The following is a 21,340-nucleotide window of genomic DNA, read 5'->3' on the forward strand; positions in this document are numbered from 1 at the left end:
TTCTCCGGCGGCCAGCGCCAGCGCATCGGCATCGCCCGCGGACTCGCCCTCAACCCCGAGATCATCATCTGCGACGAGCCGGTCTCCGCGCTCGACGTCTCCGTGCAGGCGCAGGTGATCAACCTGATGGAGAAGCTGCAGAGCGAGTTCACGCTGTCGTACCTCTTCATCGCGCACGACCTATCCATCGTGCGACACATCTCCGACCGCGTCGGCGTGATGTACCTGGGGAAGATGGCCGAGGTCGGCACCGACACCGAGATCTACGACCACCCGACCCACCCGTACACGCAGGCGCTGCTGTCCGCCGTGCCGCAGCCGGACCCGGCCACGCGCGCGCAGCGCGAGCGCATCATCCTCACCGGTGACGTGCCCTCCCCGGCCAACCCGCCCTCGGGCTGCCGCTTCCGCACCCGGTGCTGGAAGGCGGAGGCCAAGTGCGCCGAAGAGGTGCCGCTGCTGGCCGTCCCGCAGCGGTTCGCCGACAGCGACACCGGTGCCCGCCACGAGTCCGCCTGCCACTTCGCCGAGGAGCGCAACGTGGTGCACGTGTAACCGCCGCGTGGGTGCCACCCCGGCATCCACCGCACTCTCCTGGTCCGCAGAGCGCCGCCGGTTCCGTCCGGTGGCGCTCTGCGGCGTTCCGCGCCCGTGCCCTCCCGGCCGCGAGGCCAGCCATCCCCCGTGGGCGCGGGCCTGTCGCCGCTCCCGGGCCGAAGGCGCCCGTCAACCCGAGTCCACTCCGGGTCCTGCATACGGGCGGTAAACCGTTCCGCACGGCGCGCACGCGTGCGCCGGTGGCTGGCAGCCGATGGGATGGGCGGGATGGGGACGTACGGACCGAGGGAGGCACCTCATGCGTGGAGCCGGACGGGTCGGCTGGGCCACCGCAGCGGTGACGGCCATCGCCCTGGCCGCCGCGGGCTGCGGCGGGAACGGGGCCGGGAGCGGGAGCGGCGTGGTCCGCGCCTCCTGGGGTGACCCGCAGAACCCGCTGGAGCCGGCCAACACCACCGAGGTGCAGGGCGGCAAGGTGCTGGACATGATCTTCACCGGGCTCAAGGAGTACGACCCGGAGACGGGCGAGGCGCGGGACGCGATGGCGGAGTCCATCGAGACCGAGGACCAGCAGACGTTCACCGTCACCCTCCAGGAAGGGTGGGAGTTCACCGACGGCACCCCGGTCACCGCCGAGTCGTACGTGGACGCCTGGAACTACGGCGCGAACCTGGAGAACAACCAGGTGGGCTCTTACTTCTTCCAGTTCATCGAGGGTTACGACGAGGTGCACCCCACCGAGGAGGGCGCCAAGCCCACGGCCGACACCCTCTCGGGCCTGGAGCTGGTGGACGACTACACCTTCCGCGTCTCGCTCACCCAGCCGTTCTCGCTGTGGCCGGAAACGCTCGGCTACATCGCCTACGCGCCGCTGCCCGAGGCGTTCTTCTCCGACCACGAGGCGTGGCTGGAGCAGCCCGTCGGCAACGGCCCCTACCAGGTGGACTCCTACAGCCGGGGCTCGTCGATGACGCTCTCGCGCAACGAGGACTACCAGGGTGCGGACGCGGCGCAGAACGAGGGTGTGGAGCTGCGCGTCTACACCTCGAACAACACCGCCTACACCGACCTCCAGGCCGGCAATCTCGACGTCACCGACGACATCCCCGCCTCCCAGGTCCGCAACGCCGAACGCGATCTGGACGGCCGCTACATCAACCAGCCCGCGGGCATCATCCAGACCATCACCTTCCCGCTCTATCAGGACGAGTGGCAGGGCGAGGACGCGGCGACCGTGCGGCGCGGCATCTCCATGGCGATCAACCGCGAGGAGATCACCCAGCAGATCTACGGCGACACCCGCACCCCCGCCACCGACTGGACCTCCCCGGTGCTCGGCGAGTCCGGCGGCTATGAGGAGGGCCTGTGCGGTGAGGCGTGCACCTACGATCCGGAGCGGGCCCGGGAGCTGATCGAGGACGGCGGCGGCCTGCCCGGGGGCAGCATCACCCTCACCTCCAACGTGGACACCGGCTCCCACCGGCAGTGGATGGACGCCGCCTGCAACAGCATCAACAACGTGCTGGACGACAACAGCGCCTGCCGCGTCAACCCGGTCGCCACGTTCGCCGAGTACCGCGAGCAGATCACCGGCGACCGCATGACGGGCATGTTCCGCTCGGGCTGGCAGATGGACTACCCGCTGATCCAGAACTTCCTGCAACCGCTGTACTACACCGACGCCTCCTCCAACGACTCCGGCTACAGCAGCGACCGGTTCGACTCGCTGGTGGACCAGGCCAACGCCTCGGACGACACCGGGGTGGCGCTGGAGCTGTTCCAGGACGCCGAGCGGCAGCTGGCGGACGACCTGCCCGCGATTCCGCTGTGGTACCAGAACGGCAGCGCCGGCTACTCCGACCGCGTGGACAACGTCCGGCTGAACCCGTTCTCCGTCCCCGTCTACAGCGAGATCACGGTCAAGTGACCCGCTCCCCGGTCCCGCCCCGCACGGTGTGCGACGCCGACGCGGGGCGGGTTTGGGCCGCCGTCGAGGAGGAGTAGCAGTGGGCCACTACGTCATCCGGCGTCTGCTTCAGATGGTTCCGGTGTTCCTGGGGACCACGTTTCTGATCTTCGTCATGGTGCACGCGCTGGGCGACCCCGTCGCGGCCCTGTTCGGTGACCGCACCCCCGATCCGGCCACGGCGGCCCGGCTGCGCGCCGAGTTCGACCTCGACAAGCCGCTGTGGCAGCAATACCTGCTGTACATGGGCGGCATCGTCACCGGCGACTTCGGCACCGCCTTCAACGGCCGGCCGGTGACGGACCTGCTGGCCACCGCGCTTCCCATCTCCTTCCGGCTGATGCTGGTGGCCGTCGTCATCGAGATCGTCATCGGTATCGTGCTCGGCGTCCTGTCCGGACTGCGCCGCGGCGGCGGGGTGGATTCCTCGGTGCTGCTGCTGACGCTGGTGGTCATCGCCATCCCCACGTTCGTCACCGGCGTGCTCTTCCAGTTTCTCTTCGGGGTGCGGCTCGGCTGGACGGCGCCCGCCGTCAGCCCGGAGGCGCCGCTGGGCGAACTGGTGCTGCCGGGCCTGATCCTGGCGCTGGTCTCCCTCGCCTACGTCACCCGGCTGACCCGCACGTCGGTGGCGGAGAACGCGCGGGCCGACTACGTGCGCACCGCCGTCGCCAAGGGCCTGCGCCGCCGCCGCATCGTCACCCGGCACCTGCTGCGCAACTCGCTGATCCCGGTGGTCACCTACCTCGGCACGGACATCGGCGCGCTGATGGCCGGGGCGGTGGTGACCGAGCGCATCTTCAACATCCAGGGCGTGGGGTTCCAGCTCTACCAGGGCGTGCTGCGGCAGAACTCGCCCACCGTCGTCGGGTTCGTGACGATCCTCGTGCTGATCTTCCTCGTCGCCAACCTGCTCATCGACCTGCTGTACGCCGTGCTCGACCCGAGGATCCGGTATGCCTGAACGACGCCCCCACGGCCCCGCGGGCGGCCCCGAAGTGGGTGACCACGTCATCGGCGGGGCGGGCAGCAGCATGGACCTGGCCAACGCCGAGGGCGAGACGCTGGAGTACGACCGCGAGCGCGCCGGGACGGCCGAGCAGGCCCCGGCCCGCAGCCTGTGGTCGGACGCCTGGCACGACCTGCGCCGCCGCCCGGTGTTCCTGATCTCCTCGCTGCTGATCTGCTTCCTCGTCGTCATCTCCCTGTGGCCTTCGCTCATCGCCACCGGCGACCCGCTGGAGTGCCGCATCAGCCGCTCGCTGGGCGGCGCCGAACCCGGCCACTGGTTCGGGTTCGACACCCAGGGCTGCGACGTCTACACCCGCACCGTCTACGGCGCCCGCGCCTCCGTCACCGTCGGCATCTGCGCCACGCTCGGCGTCGCGCTGCTCGGCGCCCTGTTCGGCGGGCTGGCCGGGTACTTCGGCGGCGGGGCGGACGCGCTGCTCTCCCGCGTCACCGACATCTTCTTCGGTATCCCGATCATCCTGGGCGCCCTGGTGTTCCTGGCGATGATCGACGTCGAGGGCATCTGGCCCGTGGTGGGCGTCATCGCGGTGCTGGCCTGGCCGCAGATCTCCCGCATCGCCCGGGGCGCCGTCCTCACCGCCAAGCAGCACGACTACGTGCACGCCGCGCAGGCGCTCGGCGCCGGGCACCGGCGGCTGCTGCTGCGGCACATCCTGCCCAACGCCGTCGCCCCCGTCATCGTCGTCGCCACGATCGCGCTGGGCACCTACATCGCGCTGGAGGCGACGCTCAGCTTCCTCGGCGTCGGGCTGCGGCCGCCGACGGTCTCGTGGGGCGTGGACATCTCCAACGCCTCCGAGGGCATGCAGTTCCGCAACGCGCCACACATCCTGCTCTACCCGGCCGCCGCCCTGTCCGTCACCGTGCTCGCGTTCATCATGCTCGGCGACGCGCTGCGCGACGCCCTCGATCCCAAGCTGCGCTGAGGAGTTGACGCCCATGCCCGCCGCCCTGCTGGACGTGCGCGACCTGTACGTGGAGTTCCGCACCCGCGACGGCGTGGTCAAAGCCGTCAACGGCGTCAGTTACTCCGTCTCGGCGGGGGAGACGCTGGCGGTCCTCGGCGAGTCCGGCTCCGGCAAGTCGGTGACGGCGCAGGCCATCATGGGCATCCTCGACTCTCCGCCGGGCCACATCGCGGGCGGTGAGATCGTCTTCCAGGGCGAGGACCTGCTCACCCTGTCCGCCGACGCCCGCCGCCAGGTGCGCGGCGCCCGGATGGCGATGATCTTCCAGGACGCGCTGTCCGCGCTGAATCCGGTGCTCAGCGTCGGTTACCAGCTCGCCGAGATGTTCCGCGTCCACCGGGGTGACTCCCGCAAGGTCGCCCGGGACAAGGCCGTCGAGCTGATGGAGCGGGTGCGTATTCCGGCGGCCCGGGAACGGGTCAATGACTATCCGCACCAGTTCTCCGGTGGTATGCGGCAGCGGATCATGATCGCGATGGCGCTGGCGCTGGAGCCGGATCTGATCATCGCGGATGAGCCGACGACGGCGCTGGATGTGACGGTGCAGGCGCAGGTGATGGACCTGCTGGCGGAGTTGCAGCGCGAGTACCACATGGGTCTGATCCTGATCACTCATGACCTGGGTGTGGTGGCGGATGTCGCGGACAAGATCGCGGTGATGTACGCGGGGCGGATCGTGGAGACGGCGCCGGTGCACGAGCTGNCCACAAGGGCCAGGAGCTCTACGCCATCAAGGGCCTGCCGCCCAACCTGCTGCGCATCCCCACCGGCTGCCCCTTCCACCCGCGCTGCCCGCGCGCCCGCGACGTGTGCGTGGCCGAGGAACCGCCGCTGTACGAGGTCACCGAGCCGGGCGGCACACCGATCCCGGGGCGCGCCAGCGGCTGCCACTTCTGGAAGGAGACGCTGCATGGCTGACGCCGAGCCGGTGCTGGAGGTCCGCGACCTGGTCAAGCACTTCCCGCTCACCCAGGGCATCGTCTTCAAGCGGCAGATCGGTGCCGTGCGGGCGGTGGACGGCGTCTCCTTCACGCTGCACCGGGGCGAGACGCTGGGCATCGTGGGTGAGTCCGGCTGTGGCAAGTCCACCGTGGCCAAGCTGCTCGTCAGCCTGGAAAAGCCGACGTCCGGGCAGATCCTCTACAAGGGTGAGGACATTACGCGGTTGTCGGGGCGGGCGCTGAAGGCGGTGCGGCGGAACATCCAGATGGTGTTCCAGGACCCGTACACCTCGCTCAACCCGCGCATGACGGTGGGTGACATCATCGGTGAGCCCTTCGACATCCATCCCGAGGTGGCCCCGAAGGGTGAGCGGCGGCGCAAGGTGCAAGAGCTGCTGGACGTCGTCGGGCTGAACCCGGAGTACATCAACCGGTATCCGCACCAGTTCTCCGGCGGCCAGCGCCAGCGCATCGGCATCGCCCGCGGACTCGCCCTCAACCCCGAGATCATCGTCGCCGACGAGCCGGTCTCCGCGCTCGACGTCTCCGTGCAGGCACAGGTGGTCAACCTGATGGAGCGCCTGCAGGCGGAGTTCGGGCTCTCCTACCTCTTCATCGCGCACGACCTGTCCGTGGTGCGGCACATCTCCGACCGGGTCGGCGTGATGTACCTGGGCAAGCTCGTGGAACTGGGCACCGACCACGAGATCTACGAGCACCCCACCCACCCCTACACACAGGCGCTGCTGTCCGCCGTCCCGGTGCCGGACCCGGAGCTGGCCGGACGCCGCGAGCGCATCATCCTCACCGGTGACGTGCCCTCCCCGGCCAACCCGCCCACCGGCTGCCGCTTCCGCACCCGCTGCTGGAAGGCGCGGGAGCGGTGTGCGCTGGAGGTCCCGCCGCTGGCCGTGCCCGCCGAGTACCGGTACGCCGAAGGCCCCGCCCACCACGACTCCGCCTGCTTCTTCGCCGAGGACGACCCCGCGGTGACGGCCCCGGACACCCCGGCCCAGCACTGACCGCCCGCCCGGAGCCGGGTCCGGGTGCCGTGGCTGGTGGTTTGGCCGGGTGGCGGGAAGGGGTAGAGCGCCCGGTGGCAGCAGGCGCTTGGCAGCCCGGGGCGGCCATCCCGGGCGGAAGGAGGCGACGTGCACGGAGCGCGAGTTCCGGTATGCCGCAGCCGGGCCGTACCCGCGCGCCGGGGCCGTCCGCGCTCGGTGGGGCGTGCGCCCCCGTCTGCTCCCGTGCACCGCGCTGTGCCGTCCCCCGGGGTCGCTATGATCGTTGCGCGGCATGGGCGTGGGGGTATGCAGTACGTGCTATTCCCGTGTCATAGGCCGCAGTTGGGCCTGCTGGGCGTGCCGCGCACACCGGTACACCGGTATGCCCGGTACCACCACAACCGATCCGCATGAGTCCTTCCCCGTCCCGACCGCCCCTCCCGTGGGCGGCCGACGCAGTCCTTGGAGGTGAACCGCCGTGGCACTCGAGATTTCGGCGGTGGTGCTGCTGGCGATCATCGTCTTCTTGCTGATCAAGAAGTCAGGACTGAAGGGCATGCACGCGGTGATCTGCGTGCTGTTCGGGTTCTTCCTCGCCAGCTCCTCGGTCGCGCCCACCATCAGCGAGTTCACCTCGAGTGTCGCCAACATGCTGGGCAGCGTCAGCTTCTGACCGGCTCCCGGCCGGCACCGCGTAGGCTCGGGTGCCATGACGGAGCCCGCACCGCCCTTCGAGCGACGCCTGCTGCTCGTCCACGCCCACCCGGACGACGAGTCGATCAACAACGGCGCCACCATGGCCGCCTACGCCGCCGACGGCGCGCAGGTCACGCTCGTCACCTGCACGCTGGGCGAGGAGGGCGAGGTCATCCCGCCCGCCCTCGCCCACCTGGCTCCGGACCGCGAGGACACCCTCGGCGCCCACCGCATCGGCGAACTGCGCGCCGCCATGCAAGCCCTGGGCGTCACCGACCACCGCTTCCTCGGCGGCGCCGGGCGCTACCGCGACTCCGGCATGATGGGCGCCGAGCAGAACCGGCGTCCGCGGTGCTTCTGGCAGGCCGACCTCGACGAGGCGGCCGGACTGCTGGCGGAGGTGATCCGGCAGCAGCAGCCCCAGGTGCTCGTCACCTACGGACCCGACGGCGGCTACGGCCACCCCGACCACATCCAGGCCCACCGCGTGGCGACGCGTGCCGTCGAACTGGCCGCCGACGCCGCCCACGCCCCCGACGCGGGCGCGCCGCACCGGGTGGCGCGCGTGCTGTGGAACTGCGTGCCGCGTTCCGCCGTCACCCCCGAGGCGTTCGCGGGTAACCCGTTCCCGCGCAGCGCCGCCGCCGCCGACGTGCCCGGCGTGGTGGCCGACGCCGAGGTCGCCGTCCGGATCGACGGCGGGCCGCACGCCGCCGCCGCGAAGGCCGCCGCCCTGCGCGCGCACGCCACCCAGGTCACCGTGGACGGCGACTGGTTCGCGCTGTCCAACGGGCTCGGCCAGCCGCTGCACACCGTCGAGTGCTACCGCCTGCCCCCGGGCGCCCCTCCCGTGCCGGGAGCCGGGGACGACCTCTTCGCCGGAGTGTTCGGGTGAACCCCGCCCGACTCGCCGGGCTCCTGCTGCTCGCGGTGCTCGCCGGGGCCGCCGCGCTCGCCGGTGCCCTGGTGCACGCCGTGTGGTTCCCCGGCGGCCTGCTGCTCGCCCTGGCCGGGACGGCGGCGGTGTGCGTGGGCGGCTCGCTGCTGTTCGGCACGCGGGGCGGGGCCGCCGTGCCCGCCGTCGCATGGGCCCTGACCGTCCTGCTGCTGATCATGTGGTCCCGGCCTGAGGGCGACCTGCTGTTCGGGGCCGCGGTCAGCACCTACGCCTATCTCTACGTCGGCATGATCATCGGCGTGGTCTGCGCCACCGTGCGGCCGCCCGGGCCGCCGCGATTCCGGCGTCCCGCAGACCCCGGGGGAAGCCCCCAGTAAGGTAGTGCCGCCGGCGAGCCGTACGCGCACCACCCTCAGCACGATGAGTGCGGCGCACCCAACCGGGAGATCCTGTTTTGAGCCGTGAAACTGACAGCTCGTATCCCTCGGGGAACGAGCCGGACGAGCCGAAGACCGAGACGACGCTGACGACGCGTATCCGGATCAACATCCCCGGATCGCGGCCCATTCCGCCGGTCGTCATGCGCAAGCCGGTGAGCGAGTCCGACGCCCAGCCGGACGCCGGTGCCGCCCAGCCCGCCGCCGGCGAGCAGGGCGCCGGCGAGCAGGCCGCCGCATCCGCCGGGGGCGACCCCGGGGACGGAGGCGCGCGGGAGACCAGCTCCTGGTTCGCGCCGCGCAAGCCGCCCAGCAGCTCGCCGCCGCTGGACGGCGAACAGGACCCCGCCGCCGGTCCCGTGCCGCCGCAGGGGCCGCACGGCCCGTACCCGGGCGCGGAAGCGCACCCTCCGGCTCCCGGCGGCCCGTTCGGTACGCCGCCCCACGGCACCGCCCTGGCACCGGGCGCGAGCGGGCCCGGCCCCGGCGCTCCCGGTGACCGCACGCCCGGCCCTCCCAGCCTGCCCGGCTTCGGCGGCCCCACCGCTGACGTGCCCGGAGCCACCGCGCCCGGATACGACGCGCCGGAGGGGGTGCCCGGCCCGCCGTATCCGGGGGCGCCGGAGGCGGGTGCGCCTGGCGCCGTGCCGCCTGCCGGGCCCACGACCGGGCCTGGCACCGGCGAGATGCCGCTGCTGCCCCCCGAGTTCCGCCTGGACCGCCAGGCGGCCGCCGCCCAGCGGCCACCCGGCCCGCCGCCCGTGCTGGCCCCGCCCGCCGGCGGTGGCAGCGGGGCCACCGCCCCCGGCGCGCCGCCCGGCACCGACGCGCAGGACCCCGAGGGGTACTTCGACGAGCCGGAGCTGAGCGCGCCCGAACCGCCCGCTCCCGTCAGCCCCCAGGCGGCGTCCTCCGCCAAGCCGCCCGCCCGTAAGGGCCGCTCCAAACTCGTGCTGCTCGGGGTGGCCGCCGCGGGCGTGCTGGGCATCGCCTACGGGGCCGGGCTGCTCCTGAACCACGCCGATGTGCCGGGCGGTACCACCGTGCTCGGCGTGGACATCGGCGGCAACAGCCGGGAGGAGGCCGTCGCCGCGCTGGAGCAGAAGATCGGCGAACGGGTGACCACGCCGCTGACGCTGGAGGCCCAGGGGCAGACGTACGAGCTGAAGCCCAGCGTGGCCGGGCTCTCCTTCGACCCGGAGGCCACCGTGGAGTCGGTGTCGGGACGCGAGTACAACCCGGTCGCCGTCATCGGCTCGCTGGTCGGCGGTGAGCACCCCGCGGACCCGGTCTTCACCGTGGACGAGGAGAAGCTGCGTGTCGCCCTCGCTGACCTGGCCGGTGACTCCGGCGCCGCCGCCGAGGACGCCGGGATCACGTTCGAAAACGGCGAACCCGTCGTGCGGCGCGGCGGCTCCACCGAACGGATCGACGCGGAGCAGGCCGCCGGGGACGTCGAGGAGGCGTACCGCGAGCGGGCCGCGACGGGGCAGGACACGACGATCACCCTCCCGGTCAGCGAGCAGGGGCCGCAGGTCAGCGACGCGGAGTTCGAGCGTGCGCTGGAGGAGTTCGCCCGGCCCGCGATGTCCGGCCTGGTCACCGTGCGCGCGGGCACGGCGGAGATCAGTTTCAGCCCGGAGCGCTCGCTGCCGAAGTTCCTGTCCATGCGCCCCAGCGGCGAGGGCACGCTCGTAGACCACTACGACCTGGAGGCGCTGGAGTCGCTGTACGGCAGCACGTTCGACGGGGTACTCGTCACCCGGGGCGACGGCAGCCAGACCCCGGTGACGCCGCAGGACGTGGCGGGGGCGCTGCGGACCGCGCTCACCGAGACGGACCCGGCCCAGCGGGTGGCCGTCATTCCGCTGAACGGGAACTAGCTCCCACCCCCGCCCCGCGTTCGTTGGTCCTGCCGTCAGGAGGCGTCGGGTGCGGGGCGGGGTTGGGGGTCAGTTCAGGCGGGCGCGGGCGGCGCGGGCCTCGTGGCGGATCGACTCGGCCGTCTGTGGCTCGACGCCGGCGAGGACAGCCGCGTAGTCCTCCAGCGCGTCGGCTCCGGCGCGGAAGTCGCCGCGTTCCACCAGCAGACGCGCCCGCTCGTAGCGCAGCTGCGCCGGGTGGCGGGGGAGCAGCAGGGACAGTTCCACCGCCCACAGCCGCACGCCGCTGCGCTCGGGGCGGCCCGCGGCCCAGGCCCGGATGTTGCCCAGGACGCGCAGTACGACGTCGAGCGGATCGGCGGCCCGCAGCATGGCCGGGGTCAGCGGCGTGCCCGTGGCTGACGCCACGAATGCTGAGGCGTCCTCGGCGGACAGCACATCGCCGCCGTTGAACGGATCGACCAGCACGTGCTCCGCGCCGTCGGTGCCGGGCGCACCGCCCGGGTCGCCGAAGCCGACGACGAAGTGGCCGGGCAGCGCCACCCCGTGCACCGGCGCGCCCGCCCGGCGGGCCACCTCGATCCACACCACCGACAGCAGGATCGGCAGCCCGCGCCGACGCCGCAGGACCGCGCTCAGCAGGGACGACTCCAGCCGTTCGTAGTCGCCCGCGGTGCCGTGGAAGCCCTCGCGGGTGCCGAGCAGCGCGGCGAGTGCGTCGGCCCACTCGCGGGGCGTGCGCCGGGGGGCGTAGGGAAGCGAACCGGTGAGGCGGTCGAGTTCGATCTGCGCGGCGTCGATCAGCGCGTCGATCCGGCCGCCCGGCGGCAGCGCCTCCCCGTCCGGCGCGTGCCCGTCGTCCCGGCCCTGCCCGTCGCCCCGGCCCTGCGCGTCGTCCCGGCCCGGCGCGGTGTCGCGGCCCTGCGCGGCGTCCCGGTTCCGCGCGTCGTCCCGCGCGGGCGCGGGGCGGTCCGGGGCCGGGCGGGTGGCGTCCGGTGGCTGCTCGCCGCCCGCGGCGCTGATGAGCAGGCACAGCAGGGCCAGGTCGGGCCGCTCCGCGCGCGCGGCCCGGGCGAACCGCTCGCGCACCTCGGCACCGTCGTCCGGGGTCGGCAGGGAGTGCGGCATCGGCGTCCCTCCCTCAGCCGCGCGGCGCGCGGTAGTGGTGGTAGGTGTGGTGCGGGGCGAACCCCAGGCGGGTGTAGAGCCCGAGGGCCGCCGCGTTGTCGTGCTCGACCTGGAGGTAGCCGGCGGACGCGCCCTCGGCGAGCGCCTGCCGGGCGAGCGCGGCCATCACCGCGTGGGCCAGGCCCTGGCGGCGCCGGTCCGGGTTCACCTCGACGGCGGCGAAGCCCGCCCAGCGGCCGTCCACGACGCAGCGGCCGATGGCGGCAGGGCGCGCGGCCCCGGCGGGCGCTCCCGGCACGGTCGCGAACCACACCGAGGGGCCACCACCGAGTACGCGCAGCACCTCGGGCCCGGGTTCGCCGGACCGCTGGTACCGGCCCAGCCAGGCCGCGCCCGGAGCGCGGTCCAGGCGGACGGCGACCTCGGACCCGGCCTCCTCGGCGGCGTCCAGCACGGGAGCGAGCCCGGCGATACGCACCTCCGCGGAGACCTCGCGCACCCAGCCGCGCTCCGCCAGCGCCGCCGCCAGCAGCTCGTCCGCGCCCTCGGCGCCCGTGCCGACCTGCACGTAGGCGGGCAGCGCGCGGCGGGCGTACCAGGCGGTGACGTGCTCCAGCGCGGCGTCCAGCGGCAGCCCCGGCTCACCCAGGGCCAGGACCGAGTTCGCGCGCCGGGTGAAGCCGCCGGAGGCGCGCAGGGTCCACTCGCCCAGCGGTTCGCTCTCCACCGGGGGCCAGCCGCGGGCGGCCACCCGGGTCAGCTCGGTGAAGGAAGCCGCTGGCAGGTCGCGGCGGCGGGCCGGGGCGGGCGGCACCACCTTGCCGGCCACCAGCCGCTCCTGGGGGATGCGCACGGCGACGCCGTTCTTCCGGGTGACGCACACCACTCCGGCTGTCCATGATGTGAGCACGCCGACGGTGTCCGTCAGGTGCGCGCCGGTGTCACCGGGATCGGTCATACTGCGCAAGGAGACGCGTTTTCCCACGTCGGCGGGGGTAACCCGCACCTCCAGCCGTCCGCTCATGGTGAATTCCACTGCTCTGCCTGACCCTCTTGTTCAGCTGCTGCCCCGGAACCGCGATACTAGGTGTGGGCATCGACGACGCCGCGCTCCCGCGCGATACGGCCCTACCGAGGAGGAACGACAGCGTGACCTACGTCATCGCGCAGCCTTGTGTCGACCTGAAGGACAAGGCGTGCATCGAGGAGTGCCCCGTCGACTGCATCTACGAGGGCAAGCGGTCCTTGTACATCCACCCGGACGAATGCGTCGACTGCGGGGCCTGTGAGCCGGTGTGCCCGGTAGAAGCGATCTTCTACGAGGACGACACCCCGGAGGAGTGGCAGGACTTCTACAAGGCGAACGTCGAGTTCTTCGACGAGCTCGGCTCGCCCGGCGGCGCCAGCAAGCTCGGCCTGATCGACCGGGACCACCCGGTCGTCGCCGCGCTGCCGCCGCAGGAGCACGACGAGTGACACCCAGGGCGTGTTCCGGGAGTCCCGTCTGGCTGGGGGCGAACGACGCTACTTCCGGAACCCGCCCTAGGCGCACCCCGCGCGGCCGCCGCACCGTCTGACCGTCCCAGGCCGACGGCGGCCCCGCGCGGCGGTCGCCTGTGGCGCGCCCGGTGCACTCCGGCGTGCCACACCCGTCCCGGTCCCGTACGGCGTGTGCCGTGCGGGACCGACGCGTATCCCGACCCCGCAGGCCCCAGGAAAGTGAGCCATCGACGTGCCGACCCTGTCCTCCCGGCTGCCGCAGTTCCCCTGGGACCGGCTGGAGCCCTACCAGGCCACCGCCGCCGCACACCCCGGCGGCCTCGTGGACCTCTCCGTCGGCACCCCGGTCGATCCCGTGCCGGACGTGATCCAGCGCGCGCTGGCCGACGCCGCCGACCGCCCCGGCTACCCCACCGTGTGGGGCACGGCCGAGCTGCGGGACGCCCTCGTCGGCTGGTGCGCGCGGCGGCTGGGCGCGCGGGGCCTGGAGCACCCCGGGGTGCTGCCGGTCGTCGGCTCTAAGGAACTGGTCGCCTGGCTGCCCGTACAGCTGGGGCTCGGGCCCGGCGACCGGGTCGCGTTCCCCCGGCTGGCCTACCCGACGTACGAGGTGGGCGCGCGGCTGGCCGGGGCGGAGCCCGTCGCCTACGACGAGCCGCGCGAGGTGGACCCGGCGGGGCTGCGGCTGCTGTGGCTGAACTCGCCGTCCAACCCGACCGGCCGGGTGCTGGACGCGGACGAGCTGCGCCGCACCGTCGCCTGGGCGCGCGAGCACGGCGTGCTGCTGCTCAGCGACGAGTGCTACCTGGAGCTGGGCTGGGAGGCCGACCCCGTCTCCGTGCTGCACCCCGACGTCTGCGGCGGCAGCCACGCGGGGATCGTCGCCGTCCACTCGCTGTCCAAGCGCTCCAACCTCGCCGGGTACCGCGCGGCGTTCCTCGCCGGGGACGCGGGTGTGCTCGGCGAACTGCTGGCGATCCGCAAGCACGGCGGGATGATGGTGCCCGCGCCCGTCCAGGCCGCCACCGTCGCCGCCCTCGGGGATGACGCGCACGTCGCCGAGCAGCGCGAGCGCTACGCCGCCCGGCGGGCGGTGCTGCGGGCCGCGCTGGAGGGGCACGGCTTCCGCGTCGAGCACAGCGAGGCGTCGCTGTACCTGTGGGCCACCCGGGACGAGCCCTGCTGGGAGACCGTCGCCGCGCTCGCCGAGCGGGGCATCCTCGTCGCCCCCGGTGACTTCTACGGCCCCGCCGGAGCGCGCTTCGTCCGCGTGGCCTTCACCGCGACGGACGCGGCGGTGGCGGCGGCGGCCCAGCGGCTGCGGTAAGGGGTCGCCGTGGCCGGGCAACCGCCCGGGCACGGCGAAGGCCCGGGAACGCGAACGTTCCCGGGCCTGGCCGTGGGGGGTGCGGGAGGGCGGTCGGGGCGTGCCGGTTGGCCGCCTGCGCCGGCCGGACCGCTGGGCGTCAGCGGGGCCGCGCGCCAGCCGCATCCGGTGCCCGCGCTGCCTTAGAGCAGCGGCAGGCCCGCGACGGGGCCGCCGAGCGAGTCCGTGCCGAGGGGGACGAGGCCGCCCGGCTGGCCGGCCGGCAGGCCGTTCTCGCCGACGGAGCTGACCGCCTTGCCCAGCAGCGCGCCGGACTCACCCGCGACCGAACCGGCCGTGTTCTGGGCCATCGGCAGGGTGGCCTTGCCGAGTGCGCCCACCGTGCGCCCAGCGGCCGGGACGGCCTGCTCCACGGCCTCGCCACCGGCCTGGCCGGCCAGCTCGGTGACGTTGCGAGCGGCGCCGTCCACGCCCTCGCCGACGCTGTCCGCGTCCAGGTTGCTGACCCCGCCCAGGTCGGACGCGGGCAGCTGGACGGCCTGAGCCGAGCCGGCGGCCGCGCCGACAACGGAGGCGGCTCCCGCGGCCGTCAGCAGTGCGCTCTTGGCGATCCGGCGCGTGAAGGACATGATGCTCCTTTGACGGAGAGGTGGTGTTCGGGACCCCGGGGTGCTGCCCGGTGGACGCCGTGCCTATCGCCTCCACGGCATCGAAGGTTGCGGCCGGTCCGGGTAAAGGATTGGTAATGCGTCGCATCATATGGATGGGGCAAACCGGTCAATTACCCCTGGCGGTGCGGGTCTTCAAGGCCGCGCAGGCCAGTGCCCGCAAGGGTTCCGGCCGCCTGAGAGGCCCGCCCCGTACCCTCCGTGCGGCGTCAGCATGACGCGCATGAGCGTGCCCCTTTCGAGGGCTGATCGCACGCCTGCCCGAGACGTGCCCGCGCTGGAGGTACCCAGCTCCCGCCCCGCCTGCCGCCGTGGTCTGGGGCGCCGGCCGCTCGGCGCCGCCGCGCCGCCTACGAGGCGGCCGGTTCCCGCACCAGCGTCAGCCGTACGCCCTCGTCCGCCGCCGTGCCCCGCGCCGTCCGCCAGCCATCCCCGGAGCGCTCGGACTCCCACACCCGGCCGCCGTACGCGATCCGCGCGATGCCCAGCTCCGAGGCGTTCGCCAGCGACCAGTGCGCCAGCTCCCAGCCGCGCCGCTCCGGGTCCGGGGCGCGGCCGGAGGCGGCGTCGCCCTCCGCCGGGGAACTCCCGCCGCCCGGCACCGGGATGACCAGGTCCCCGTCGCCCGGAGCGCTGCGGCCGCCACTGACCTCCGCACCGGCCAGCAGGTCCGCACCGAACTCGTGGCGCAGCTTCGCCCGTACCCGCTCCGGGTCCCCGGCCGGGGGCGTGCCCAGACCGGTGCAGGTGAGCGAGGCGGCTTCCCGGCCGGTGAGCGCCGCCGTCAACAGGGCGGCCTGGGGCTCGTGCTTGGCGTAGGCGTCGGGGAAGCCGCTGCGCTGCACCTCCTGCGCGGCGACGGTCAGCGGCAGGTCGGTGTAGCCCGGCACCTCGACCAGTCCCTCGTAGAACTTCCCGGCCGCGTAGACCGGGTCCATGATCTGCTCCGGGGTGCCCCAGCCCTGGGAGGGGCGCTGCTGGAACAGGCCGAGCGAGTCGCGGTCGCCATGGTCGATGTTGCGCAGGCTGGATTCCTGCATCGCGGTGGCCAGGGCTATCGTCACCGCCCGCTCTGGCAGGCCGCGCGCGGAGCCGACGGCCCCGATGGCCGCGGCGTTGCGCGCCATCTCCGGCTCCAGCTCGTACCGCTCGCCGTCCCCCTGCGCCCGTACGACGCACCGGGGCGGCCCGAACTGAGTGGAGACGTACTGCACCACCAGGTAGCCGGCCAGCGCCAGCACCACCACACCGGCGGCGACGGCCCGCCACCGCCGCCCGCCCCCTTCTCCCCTGCGCGGCTCGCCCATATCACCAGCCTATCCGGGCGCCCCGGTAGGCTCTCCGCATGTCCACCAACGCGCTCGACCTGCACCAGGACGCCGCCCACGTCACCGCCCAGCTCGTGGACTTCCCCTCGGTGAGCGGCGACGAGAAGCCGCTGGCCGACGCCATCGAGCAGGCGCTCACCACACTGCCGCACCTGCGGGTCCTGCGGTACGGCAACAACGTCGTCGCCCGCACCGAACTGGGGCGCTCCGAGCGGGTCGTGCTGGCCGGGCACATCGACACCGTGCCCATCGCGGACAACGTGCCCTCCCGGCGCGACGCCGAGGGCTTTCTGTGGGGCTGCGGCACCTCGGACATGAAGTCCGGCGTCGCCGTCCAGCTGCGCGTCGCCGCGACCGTGCCCGAGCCCAACCGCGACCTGACCTTCGTCTTTTACGACCAGGAGGAGATCGCCGCGGAACACAATGGCCTCGGCCACGTCGCCCGCGCCCACCCCGACTGGCTGGAGGGGGACTTCGCGGTGCTGCTGGAGCCCTCCAGTGGCGAGGTGGAGGGCGGCTGCCAGGGCACGCTGCGGGTGGAACTGCGCACCACCGGACGCCGCTCCCACTCCGCGCGCGGCTGGCTCGGGGACAACGCCATCCACCACGCCGCCCCGATCCTGGCCCGGCTGGCCGCCTACGAGCCGCGCCGGGTGACCATCGACGGGCTGGAGTACCGGGAGGGGCTGAACGCCGTCGGCATCACCGGCGGCGTCGCGGGCAATGTCATCCCCGACGCGTGCGCCGTCACCGTCAACTACCGCTACGCGCCCGACCTCACCGAGGAAGGCGCCCTCGCCCACGTGCACGAGGTGTTCGACGGCTGCGGCGTCGCGGAGTTCGTCGTCACCGACCACTCCGGCGCGGCGCTGCCCGGCCTGTCCCACCCCGCCGCCGCCGCGTTCGTGACGGCCGTCGGCGGCACGCCCAAGCCCAAGTTCGGCTGGACCGATGTCTCCCGCTTCAGCGCGCTGGGCGTCCCGGCCGTCAACTACGGCCCCGGCGACCCGAACTTCGCGCACAAGGTGGACGAACGCGTCGAGGAGTCCCTGATCCACCACTGCGAGAACCGCCTGCGCGCCTGGCTGACGGCGTAGGGCCTGGGCGCCCGCCCCGTCTCCGCCGCGTGGAATGCCGGGCAGCAGGCGTCCCCGGCCGGAAGACGGCGGAGGGCCAGGGCCGAGCCGCCCGGAGTTCACGGGCATGTTCGGTTTCCGGTCAGCGCCGCGCCGTACGCTGGCGCACAGATCGCAGCCGTAAGGGAGCATCACATGAGCAGCGCAGCCCAGGACCGCGGCCCGCAGCCGGGCCAGACGCCCGGTCCGCAGGAGGAAGTGAGGACCGGCCGGGACGCCGCCCGGGCTCGCGAGACCCGCGAACAGCACCTGGGCCCCGTGGTCCGCCGACGCGGCCAGACGCTCGCCGGGACGACGGACCAGCGCCTGCTGGAATCCCGGGGGCCGGGCGACTTCATCCACCAGGACCCCTGGCGCGTGCTGCGCATCCAGTCCGAGTTCGTCGAGGGTTTCGGCGCACTCGCCGAAATCGGTCCCGGCATCAGCGTGTTCGGCTCGGCCCGCTCCGTTGAGGGCTCCCCGGAGTACGCGGCGGCCCTGGCCATCGGCCGGGAACTGGCCGAGGCCGGGTTCGCGGTGATCACCGGCGGGGGACCAGGCACGATGGAGGCCGCCAACCGGGGCGCCCTGGAGGCGGGCGGCACGTCCGTCGGGCTGGGCATCGAGCTGCCCTTCGAGCAGGGCCTGAACCCGTACGTGGACCTCGGCGTCAACTTCCGCTACTTCTTCGTGCGCAAGACCTGCTTCGTGAAGTACTCGCAGGGCTTCGTCGTCCTGCCCGGCGGCATGGGCACGCTGGACGAGCTGTTCGAGGCCATCACCCTCGTCCAGACGGGCAAGGTGACCCGGTTCCCGATCGTGCTGTACGGCTCGGCGTACTGGGAGGGCCTGCTCGGCTGGCTGCGCGGCACCGTGGCGGGCGAGGGCAAGGTCTCGCCCGGCGACCTGGACCTGATCAGCCTCACCGACGACGTCGAGGAGGTCGTGCAGCTGCTCACCAAGTGAGCGGCGGCCCGGGGACACCGCCCGCGACCGCGCTCGCGGCCACCGGGCGGGTCAGGCCAGACCCCGGCGGGCGACTGCCGGAGGGCGGTGCCCGGCGATCGAGGCCACCATGTCCAGCACCTGCCGGGTCTCGGCCACCTCGTGCACCCGGTATACCCGGGCGCCGAGCCAGGCCGAGACGGCGGTGGTGGCGAGGGTGCCGACGAGCCGGTCCTTTACCGGACGGTCGAGCGTCTCCCCGACGAAGTCCTTGTTCGACAGCGAGACGAGCACCGGCCACCCGGTCGCGGTCATCTCCGCCAGCCTGCGGGTGGCCTCCAGCGAGTGGCGGGTGGACTTGCCGAAGTCGTGCCCCGGGTCGATGAGCACGCCGTCCCGGCGCACCCCGAGCGACACGGCCCGCTCGGCGAGCCCGACCGTGGTGCGCAGGATGTCGGCCATCACGTCGGCGTAGGCCACCCGGTGCGGCCGGGTGCGCGGCCGGGAGCCGCCCGCGTGCGTGCACACCAGCCCGGCGCCGTGCCGCGCGGCCACCTCCGCCAGCTTCGGGTCCACCCCGCCCCAGGCGTCGTTCAGCAGGTCGGCGCCCGCCGCACACACCGCCTCGCCGACCTCGTGCCGCCAGGTATCGACACTGATCACGACGTCCGGGTACTGGCGGCGCACCTCGGCGACGAAGGACACGGTGCGCCGGATCTCCTCCGTGGCCGTGACCTCCTCGCCCGGTCCGGCCTTGACCCCGCCTATGTCGATGATCGCCGCGCCCTCGGCCACCGCCTGCTCCACGCGGGCGAGCGCGGGCTCGTCGCGGAAGGTGGCGCCCTGGTCGTAGAAGGAGTCCGGCGTCCGGTTGACGATCGCCATGATCACTGGCTCGTGGTCCCCGAACTCCCGCCGTCCCAGCCGCAGCATGCGCGTCCTTCCCTCTGCTCGTCCTGCCGCGACCCTAGCTGTCAGCGCGACGTGGCACGATCGGGACCTGACGTACTCATCGCCCACCGCCGGGGAGACCGCGTGTTCTGGTTCATGCTGCTCGCACTGCTGGTGGTGGTCGGCGCGGTCGCGCTCGCCGCCGTCGGCAGCGGGGACGGACGCGGCGGCCCGGCCCGGGGCGGGCTGACGGACCCGGTGCCCGACGGCCGTCCAGTGCCGCTGCCCGCTGACCGCCCGCTCGGCCGCGCGGACGTGACGGGGCTGCGCCTGCCGCTGGCGCCGCGCGGCTACCGGATGGACGAGGTGGACGAGGTGCTGGCCCGGCTGGGCGCCGAGCTGGCCGAGCGGGACGCCCGCATCGCCGAACTGGAAGCCGAACTGGCCGGGGCGCAGGCGGCGGCGCTCGGCGGCTCCGGGCTGTTGGACGAGGACGGCCGGGCTGACCAGGACCGCCGGGAGAGCCGGGAGGATCAGGACCGCCGGGAGAGCTGGGACGGCGGGCACGGCGTCCCGGGCGGGGGGTGGGCGCGATGAGCGACGCCGTCCCCGGTGCCGACGGCCTGCCGCGCTGCCCCTGGGGCGCCGGTCCAGCCCCGGACTACCTGCTCTACCACGACACCGAGTGGGGCCGGGCGGTGCGCGGGGACGACGCGCTGTTCGAGCGGCTGTGCCTGGAAGCGTTCCAGTCCGGCCTGTCGTGGCTGACGATCCTGCGCCGCCGTGAGGGCTTCCGGTCCGCGTTCGCCGGGTTCCGCATCGCGGAGGTGGCCCGCTTCACCGAGGCGGACCGCGTGCGGCTGCTCGCCGACCCGGGCATCATCCGCAACCGCGCCAAGATCGACGCCACGCTGGCCAACGCCCGGGTGCTGGCCCAGTGGGACGCGGGCGAGCTGGACGCGCTCATCTGGTCCTACGCACCCGACCCGGGGCGCCCGGCTCCGGCGGGGCTCACCGACATCCCGGCCAGCACCGCTCAGTCCACGGCGCTGGCCAGTCAGCTGAAGCGGCGCGGCCTGCGCTTCGTCGGCCCCACCACGGCGTACGCGCTGATGCAGGCATGCGGCCTGGTCAACGACCACCTGGCCGACTGCGCCTACCGGGACGCCGCCGCCCCGGCAGGCGGCGCCCCGGTCAGCGGCCGGTGAAGCGGGGCGGCTCCTTCCGCACGAACGCCTCCACCGCGATCCGGTGGTCCGCCGAACCGCCGACGCGCAGCTGCAACGCGGCCTCCTTGTCCAGCGTCTCGGCCAGCGAGTGCGAGGCGCCGTAGGCCAGCGCCTCCTTCATCGCCGCGTACGCACCGGTTGGCCCCGAGGCCAGCTCGCGCGCGACGGCCCCCGCCTCGGCCGCCAGCTCCTGTGCCGGGACGACGCGGTTCACCAGCCCCAGCGCCAGCGCCTCCTCGGCGCGCACGGTGCGGGGGAAGAGCAGCAGGTCGCTCGCCCGGCTCGGGCCGACCAGGCGGGGCAGCGTCCAGGCCACCCCGGAGTCGGTGGACAGCGCCACGCCCGCGAAGGAGGTGTGGAACGCGGCGGTGTCGGCGGCGACGCGCCAGTCCGCGGCGAACGCGAATCCCGCACCGGCGCCCGCGGCCACTCCGTTCACCGCCGCCACCACCGGCTTGGGCATCGCGGCGATCGCCAGCGTGATCGGGTTGTAGTGCCGCCCGACGGTCTTCAGCGCGTCGCCGCCGCTCTCCTGGAGCGCGCTCACGTGCTCCTTGAGGTCCTGTCCGACGCAGAACGCCCGTCCGCTGCCGGTGAGCAGCACGGCCCGCACGGTAGCGTCGTCCGCTGCCTGGCGCAGGGTGTCGCGCAGGCTCTCCTTGAGTTCGGTATCGAGGGCGTTCATCGCGTCGGGTCGGTTGAGGACGATCGTCGCGAGACCCTCGGTCACGTCGTAGCGCACAGTGTCGGCCATGCGCACAGCATGACGGAGATCATCGGGCACCGATATACGGACGCCGATGTGACCTGCGTCTAACCCGTCGGG

At 73.5% G+C, this 21,340-nt stretch carries 21 protein-coding genes and 1 pseudogene; 16 read left to right on the forward strand and 6 right to left on the reverse strand.

Translation table 11 applies throughout. The features are described 5' to 3' along the window. The 10 genes and pseudogenes from JJV70_RS22740 to JJV70_RS12620 form a co-directional block, all read left to right on the forward strand. A partial coding sequence (locus tag JJV70_RS22740; protein WP_257573844.1) for an ABC transporter ATP-binding protein occupies window positions 1–555 on the forward strand: 555 nt, incomplete at its 5' end. Window positions 556–856: 301 nt separating this feature from the next. Continuing rightward, entirely contained in the window at window positions 857–2,485 is a 1,629-nt protein-coding gene (locus JJV70_RS12580; protein WP_219047958.1) for an ABC transporter substrate-binding protein, read from the forward strand. Window positions 2,486–2,564: 79 nt separating this feature from the next. Continuing rightward, window positions 2,565–3,488, forward strand: a complete 924-nt coding sequence (locus tag JJV70_RS12585; RefSeq protein ID WP_219047959.1) for an ABC transporter permease — start codon at window positions 2,565–2,567, stop codon at window positions 3,486–3,488. Next, the gene (locus tag JJV70_RS12590) at window positions 3,481–4,482 is read left to right on the forward strand and encodes an ABC transporter permease (protein WP_219047960.1); all 1,002 of its coding nucleotides are present in this window, start codon (window positions 3,481–3,483) and stop codon (window positions 4,480–4,482) included. The genes JJV70_RS12585 and JJV70_RS12590 overlap by 8 nt, the downstream gene beginning before the upstream one ends. Window positions 4,483–4,495: 13 nt before the next feature. Then, window positions 4,496–5,442: pseudogene (locus JJV70_RS12595) on the forward strand (ABC transporter ATP-binding protein). Next, the gene (locus JJV70_RS12600; RefSeq protein WP_219047961.1) at window positions 5,435–6,487 is read left to right on the forward strand and encodes an ABC transporter ATP-binding protein; all 1,053 of its coding nucleotides are present in this window, start codon (window positions 5,435–5,437) and stop codon (window positions 6,485–6,487) included. The pseudogene JJV70_RS12595 and the gene JJV70_RS12600 overlap by 8 nt, the downstream one beginning before the upstream one ends. A gap of 460 nt (window positions 6,488–6,947) precedes the next feature. After that, a complete protein-coding gene (locus JJV70_RS12605) occupies window positions 6,948–7,142 on the forward strand; it encodes a hypothetical protein (protein ID WP_219047962.1) in 195 nt (64 codons plus the stop codon). A 36-nt stretch (window positions 7,143–7,178) separates the two neighbouring features. Next, window positions 7,179–8,060, forward strand: a complete 882-nt coding sequence (gene mshB / locus JJV70_RS12610) for an N-acetyl-1-D-myo-inositol-2-amino-2-deoxy-alpha-D-glucopyranoside deacetylase (protein ID WP_219047963.1) — start codon at window positions 7,179–7,181, stop codon at window positions 8,058–8,060. Beyond that, on the forward strand, window positions 8,057–8,440 hold the full coding sequence (locus JJV70_RS12615; RefSeq protein ID WP_219047964.1) for a DUF6113 family protein: 384 nt from the start codon (window positions 8,057–8,059) through the stop codon (window positions 8,438–8,440). The genes mshB and JJV70_RS12615 overlap by 4 nt, the downstream gene beginning before the upstream one ends. Window positions 8,441–8,517: 77 nt before the next feature. Further along, the gene (locus JJV70_RS12620) at window positions 8,518–10,383 is read left to right on the forward strand and encodes a peptidoglycan binding domain-containing protein (RefSeq protein WP_257573846.1); all 1,866 of its coding nucleotides are present in this window, start codon (window positions 8,518–8,520) and stop codon (window positions 10,381–10,383) included. Between the two features lie 69 nt (window positions 10,384–10,452). Here the strand turns inward: JJV70_RS12620 and JJV70_RS12625 are convergent, their stop codons facing one another. Both JJV70_RS12625 and JJV70_RS12630 read right to left on the reverse strand, forming a co-directional pair. Continuing rightward, window positions 10,453–11,511, reverse strand: coding sequence for a transglutaminase-like domain-containing protein (locus JJV70_RS12625; RefSeq protein ID WP_219047965.1), 1,059 nt, complete (start codon window positions 11,509–11,511; stop codon window positions 10,453–10,455). Window positions 11,512–11,524: 13 nt separating this feature from the next. Then, window positions 11,525–12,547 (reverse strand): GNAT family N-acetyltransferase, encoded by a 1,023-nt coding sequence (locus JJV70_RS12630; protein ID WP_219047966.1) that lies wholly within the window; start codon window positions 12,545–12,547, stop codon window positions 11,525–11,527. Window positions 12,548–12,660: 113 nt separating this feature from the next. On the opposite strand from JJV70_RS12630, the gene fdxA reads away from it, so the two are divergent. Beyond that, complete coding sequence (gene fdxA, locus JJV70_RS12635; protein WP_219047967.1) at window positions 12,661–12,987, forward strand: ferredoxin; 327 nt, start codon at window positions 12,661–12,663, stop codon at window positions 12,985–12,987. Window positions 12,988–13,243: 256 nt separating this feature from the next. Next, the gene (dapC, locus tag JJV70_RS12640) at window positions 13,244–14,338 is read left to right on the forward strand and encodes a succinyldiaminopimelate transaminase (protein WP_219047968.1); all 1,095 of its coding nucleotides are present in this window, start codon (window positions 13,244–13,246) and stop codon (window positions 14,336–14,338) included. A 182-nt stretch (window positions 14,339–14,520) separates the two neighbouring features. On the opposite strand, the gene JJV70_RS12645 is transcribed toward dapC, so the two are convergent. Together JJV70_RS12645 and JJV70_RS12650 are read right to left on the reverse strand one after the other, a co-directional pair. Further along, window positions 14,521–14,967, reverse strand: coding sequence for an ATP-binding protein (locus JJV70_RS12645; protein ID WP_219047969.1), 447 nt, complete (start codon window positions 14,965–14,967; stop codon window positions 14,521–14,523). Window positions 14,968–15,356: 389 nt separating this feature from the next. Then, window positions 15,357–16,313, reverse strand: coding sequence for a hypothetical protein (locus JJV70_RS12650; protein WP_219047970.1), 957 nt, complete (start codon window positions 16,311–16,313; stop codon window positions 15,357–15,359). A gap of 38 nt (window positions 16,314–16,351) precedes the next feature. Between JJV70_RS12650 and dapE the strand changes: the two genes are divergently transcribed. Both dapE and JJV70_RS12660 read left to right on the forward strand, forming a co-directional pair. After that, window positions 16,352–17,431 carry a succinyl-diaminopimelate desuccinylase gene (gene dapE, locus JJV70_RS12655; protein WP_219047971.1) on the forward strand — a complete coding sequence of 360 codons (1,080 nt, stop codon included), beginning with the start codon at window positions 16,352–16,354 and terminating at the stop codon, window positions 17,429–17,431. Between the two features lie 174 nt (window positions 17,432–17,605). Next, a complete protein-coding gene (locus JJV70_RS12660; protein WP_219047972.1) occupies window positions 17,606–18,415 on the forward strand; it encodes a TIGR00730 family Rossman fold protein in 810 nt (269 codons plus the stop codon). A 51-nt stretch (window positions 18,416–18,466) separates the two neighbouring features. Here the strand turns inward: JJV70_RS12660 and folP are convergent, their stop codons facing one another. Then, window positions 18,467–19,327, reverse strand: a complete 861-nt coding sequence (folP, locus tag JJV70_RS12665; protein ID WP_219047973.1) for a dihydropteroate synthase — start codon at window positions 19,325–19,327, stop codon at window positions 18,467–18,469. A 102-nt stretch (window positions 19,328–19,429) separates the two neighbouring features. On the opposite strand from folP, the gene JJV70_RS12670 reads away from it, so the two are divergent. Both JJV70_RS12670 and JJV70_RS12675 read left to right on the forward strand, forming a co-directional pair. Continuing rightward, window positions 19,430–19,882 (forward strand): DivIVA domain-containing protein, encoded by a 453-nt coding sequence (locus JJV70_RS12670; protein WP_219047974.1) that lies wholly within the window; start codon window positions 19,430–19,432, stop codon window positions 19,880–19,882. Beyond that, on the forward strand, window positions 19,879–20,493 hold the full coding sequence (locus JJV70_RS12675; protein ID WP_219047975.1) for a DNA-3-methyladenine glycosylase I: 615 nt from the start codon (window positions 19,879–19,881) through the stop codon (window positions 20,491–20,493). The genes JJV70_RS12670 and JJV70_RS12675 overlap by 4 nt, the downstream gene beginning before the upstream one ends. Here JJV70_RS12675 and JJV70_RS12680 read toward each other — a convergent pair. After that, window positions 20,480–21,268, reverse strand: coding sequence for an enoyl-CoA hydratase-related protein (locus JJV70_RS12680; RefSeq protein ID WP_219047976.1), 789 nt, complete (start codon window positions 21,266–21,268; stop codon window positions 20,480–20,482). The genes JJV70_RS12675 and JJV70_RS12680 overlap by 14 nt on opposite strands. Window positions 21,269–21,340: the final 72 nt, after the last annotated feature.

It is taken from the genome of Streptomyces sp. JJ66 (assembly GCF_019303495.1).
Classification (GTDB): domain Bacteria; phylum Actinomycetota; class Actinomycetes; order Streptomycetales; family Streptomycetaceae; genus Streptomyces.

Coding starts and splice junctions, on each gene's coding strand:
- JJV70_RS12645 (WP_219047969.1), bottom strand. CDS start 14,967: ATGTCCTTCACGCGCCGGATCGCCAAGAGCGCACTGCTGACGGCCGCG.
- JJV70_RS12580 (WP_219047958.1), top strand. CDS start 857: ATGCGTGGAGCCGGACGGGTCGGCTGGGCCACCGCAGCGGTGACGGCC.
- JJV70_RS12625 (WP_219047965.1), bottom strand. CDS start 11,511: ATGCCGCACTCCCTGCCGACCCCGGACGACGGTGCCGAGGTGCGCGAG.
- JJV70_RS12600 (WP_219047961.1), top strand. CDS start 5,435: ATGGCTGACGCCGAGCCGGTGCTGGAGGTCCGCGACCTGGTCAAGCAC.
- JJV70_RS12590 (WP_219047960.1), top strand. CDS start 3,481: ATGCCTGAACGACGCCCCCACGGCCCCGCGGGCGGCCCCGAAGTGGGT.
- mshB (WP_219047963.1), top strand. CDS start 7,179: ATGACGGAGCCCGCACCGCCCTTCGAGCGACGCCTGCTGCTCGTCCAC.
- dapE (WP_219047971.1), top strand. CDS start 16,352: ATGTCCACCAACGCGCTCGACCTGCACCAGGACGCCGCCCACGTCACC.
- JJV70_RS12650 (WP_219047970.1), bottom strand. CDS start 16,313: ATGGGCGAGCCGCGCAGGGGAGAAGGGGGCGGGCGGCGGTGGCGGGCC.
- JJV70_RS12675 (WP_219047975.1), top strand. CDS start 19,879: ATGAGCGACGCCGTCCCCGGTGCCGACGGCCTGCCGCGCTGCCCCTGG.
- JJV70_RS12680 (WP_219047976.1), bottom strand. CDS start 21,268: ATGGCCGACACTGTGCGCTACGACGTGACCGAGGGTCTCGCGACGATC.
- folP (WP_219047973.1), bottom strand. CDS start 19,327: ATGCTGCGGCTGGGACGGCGGGAGTTCGGGGACCACGAGCCAGTGATC.
- JJV70_RS12660 (WP_219047972.1), top strand. CDS start 17,606: ATGAGCAGCGCAGCCCAGGACCGCGGCCCGCAGCCGGGCCAGACGCCC.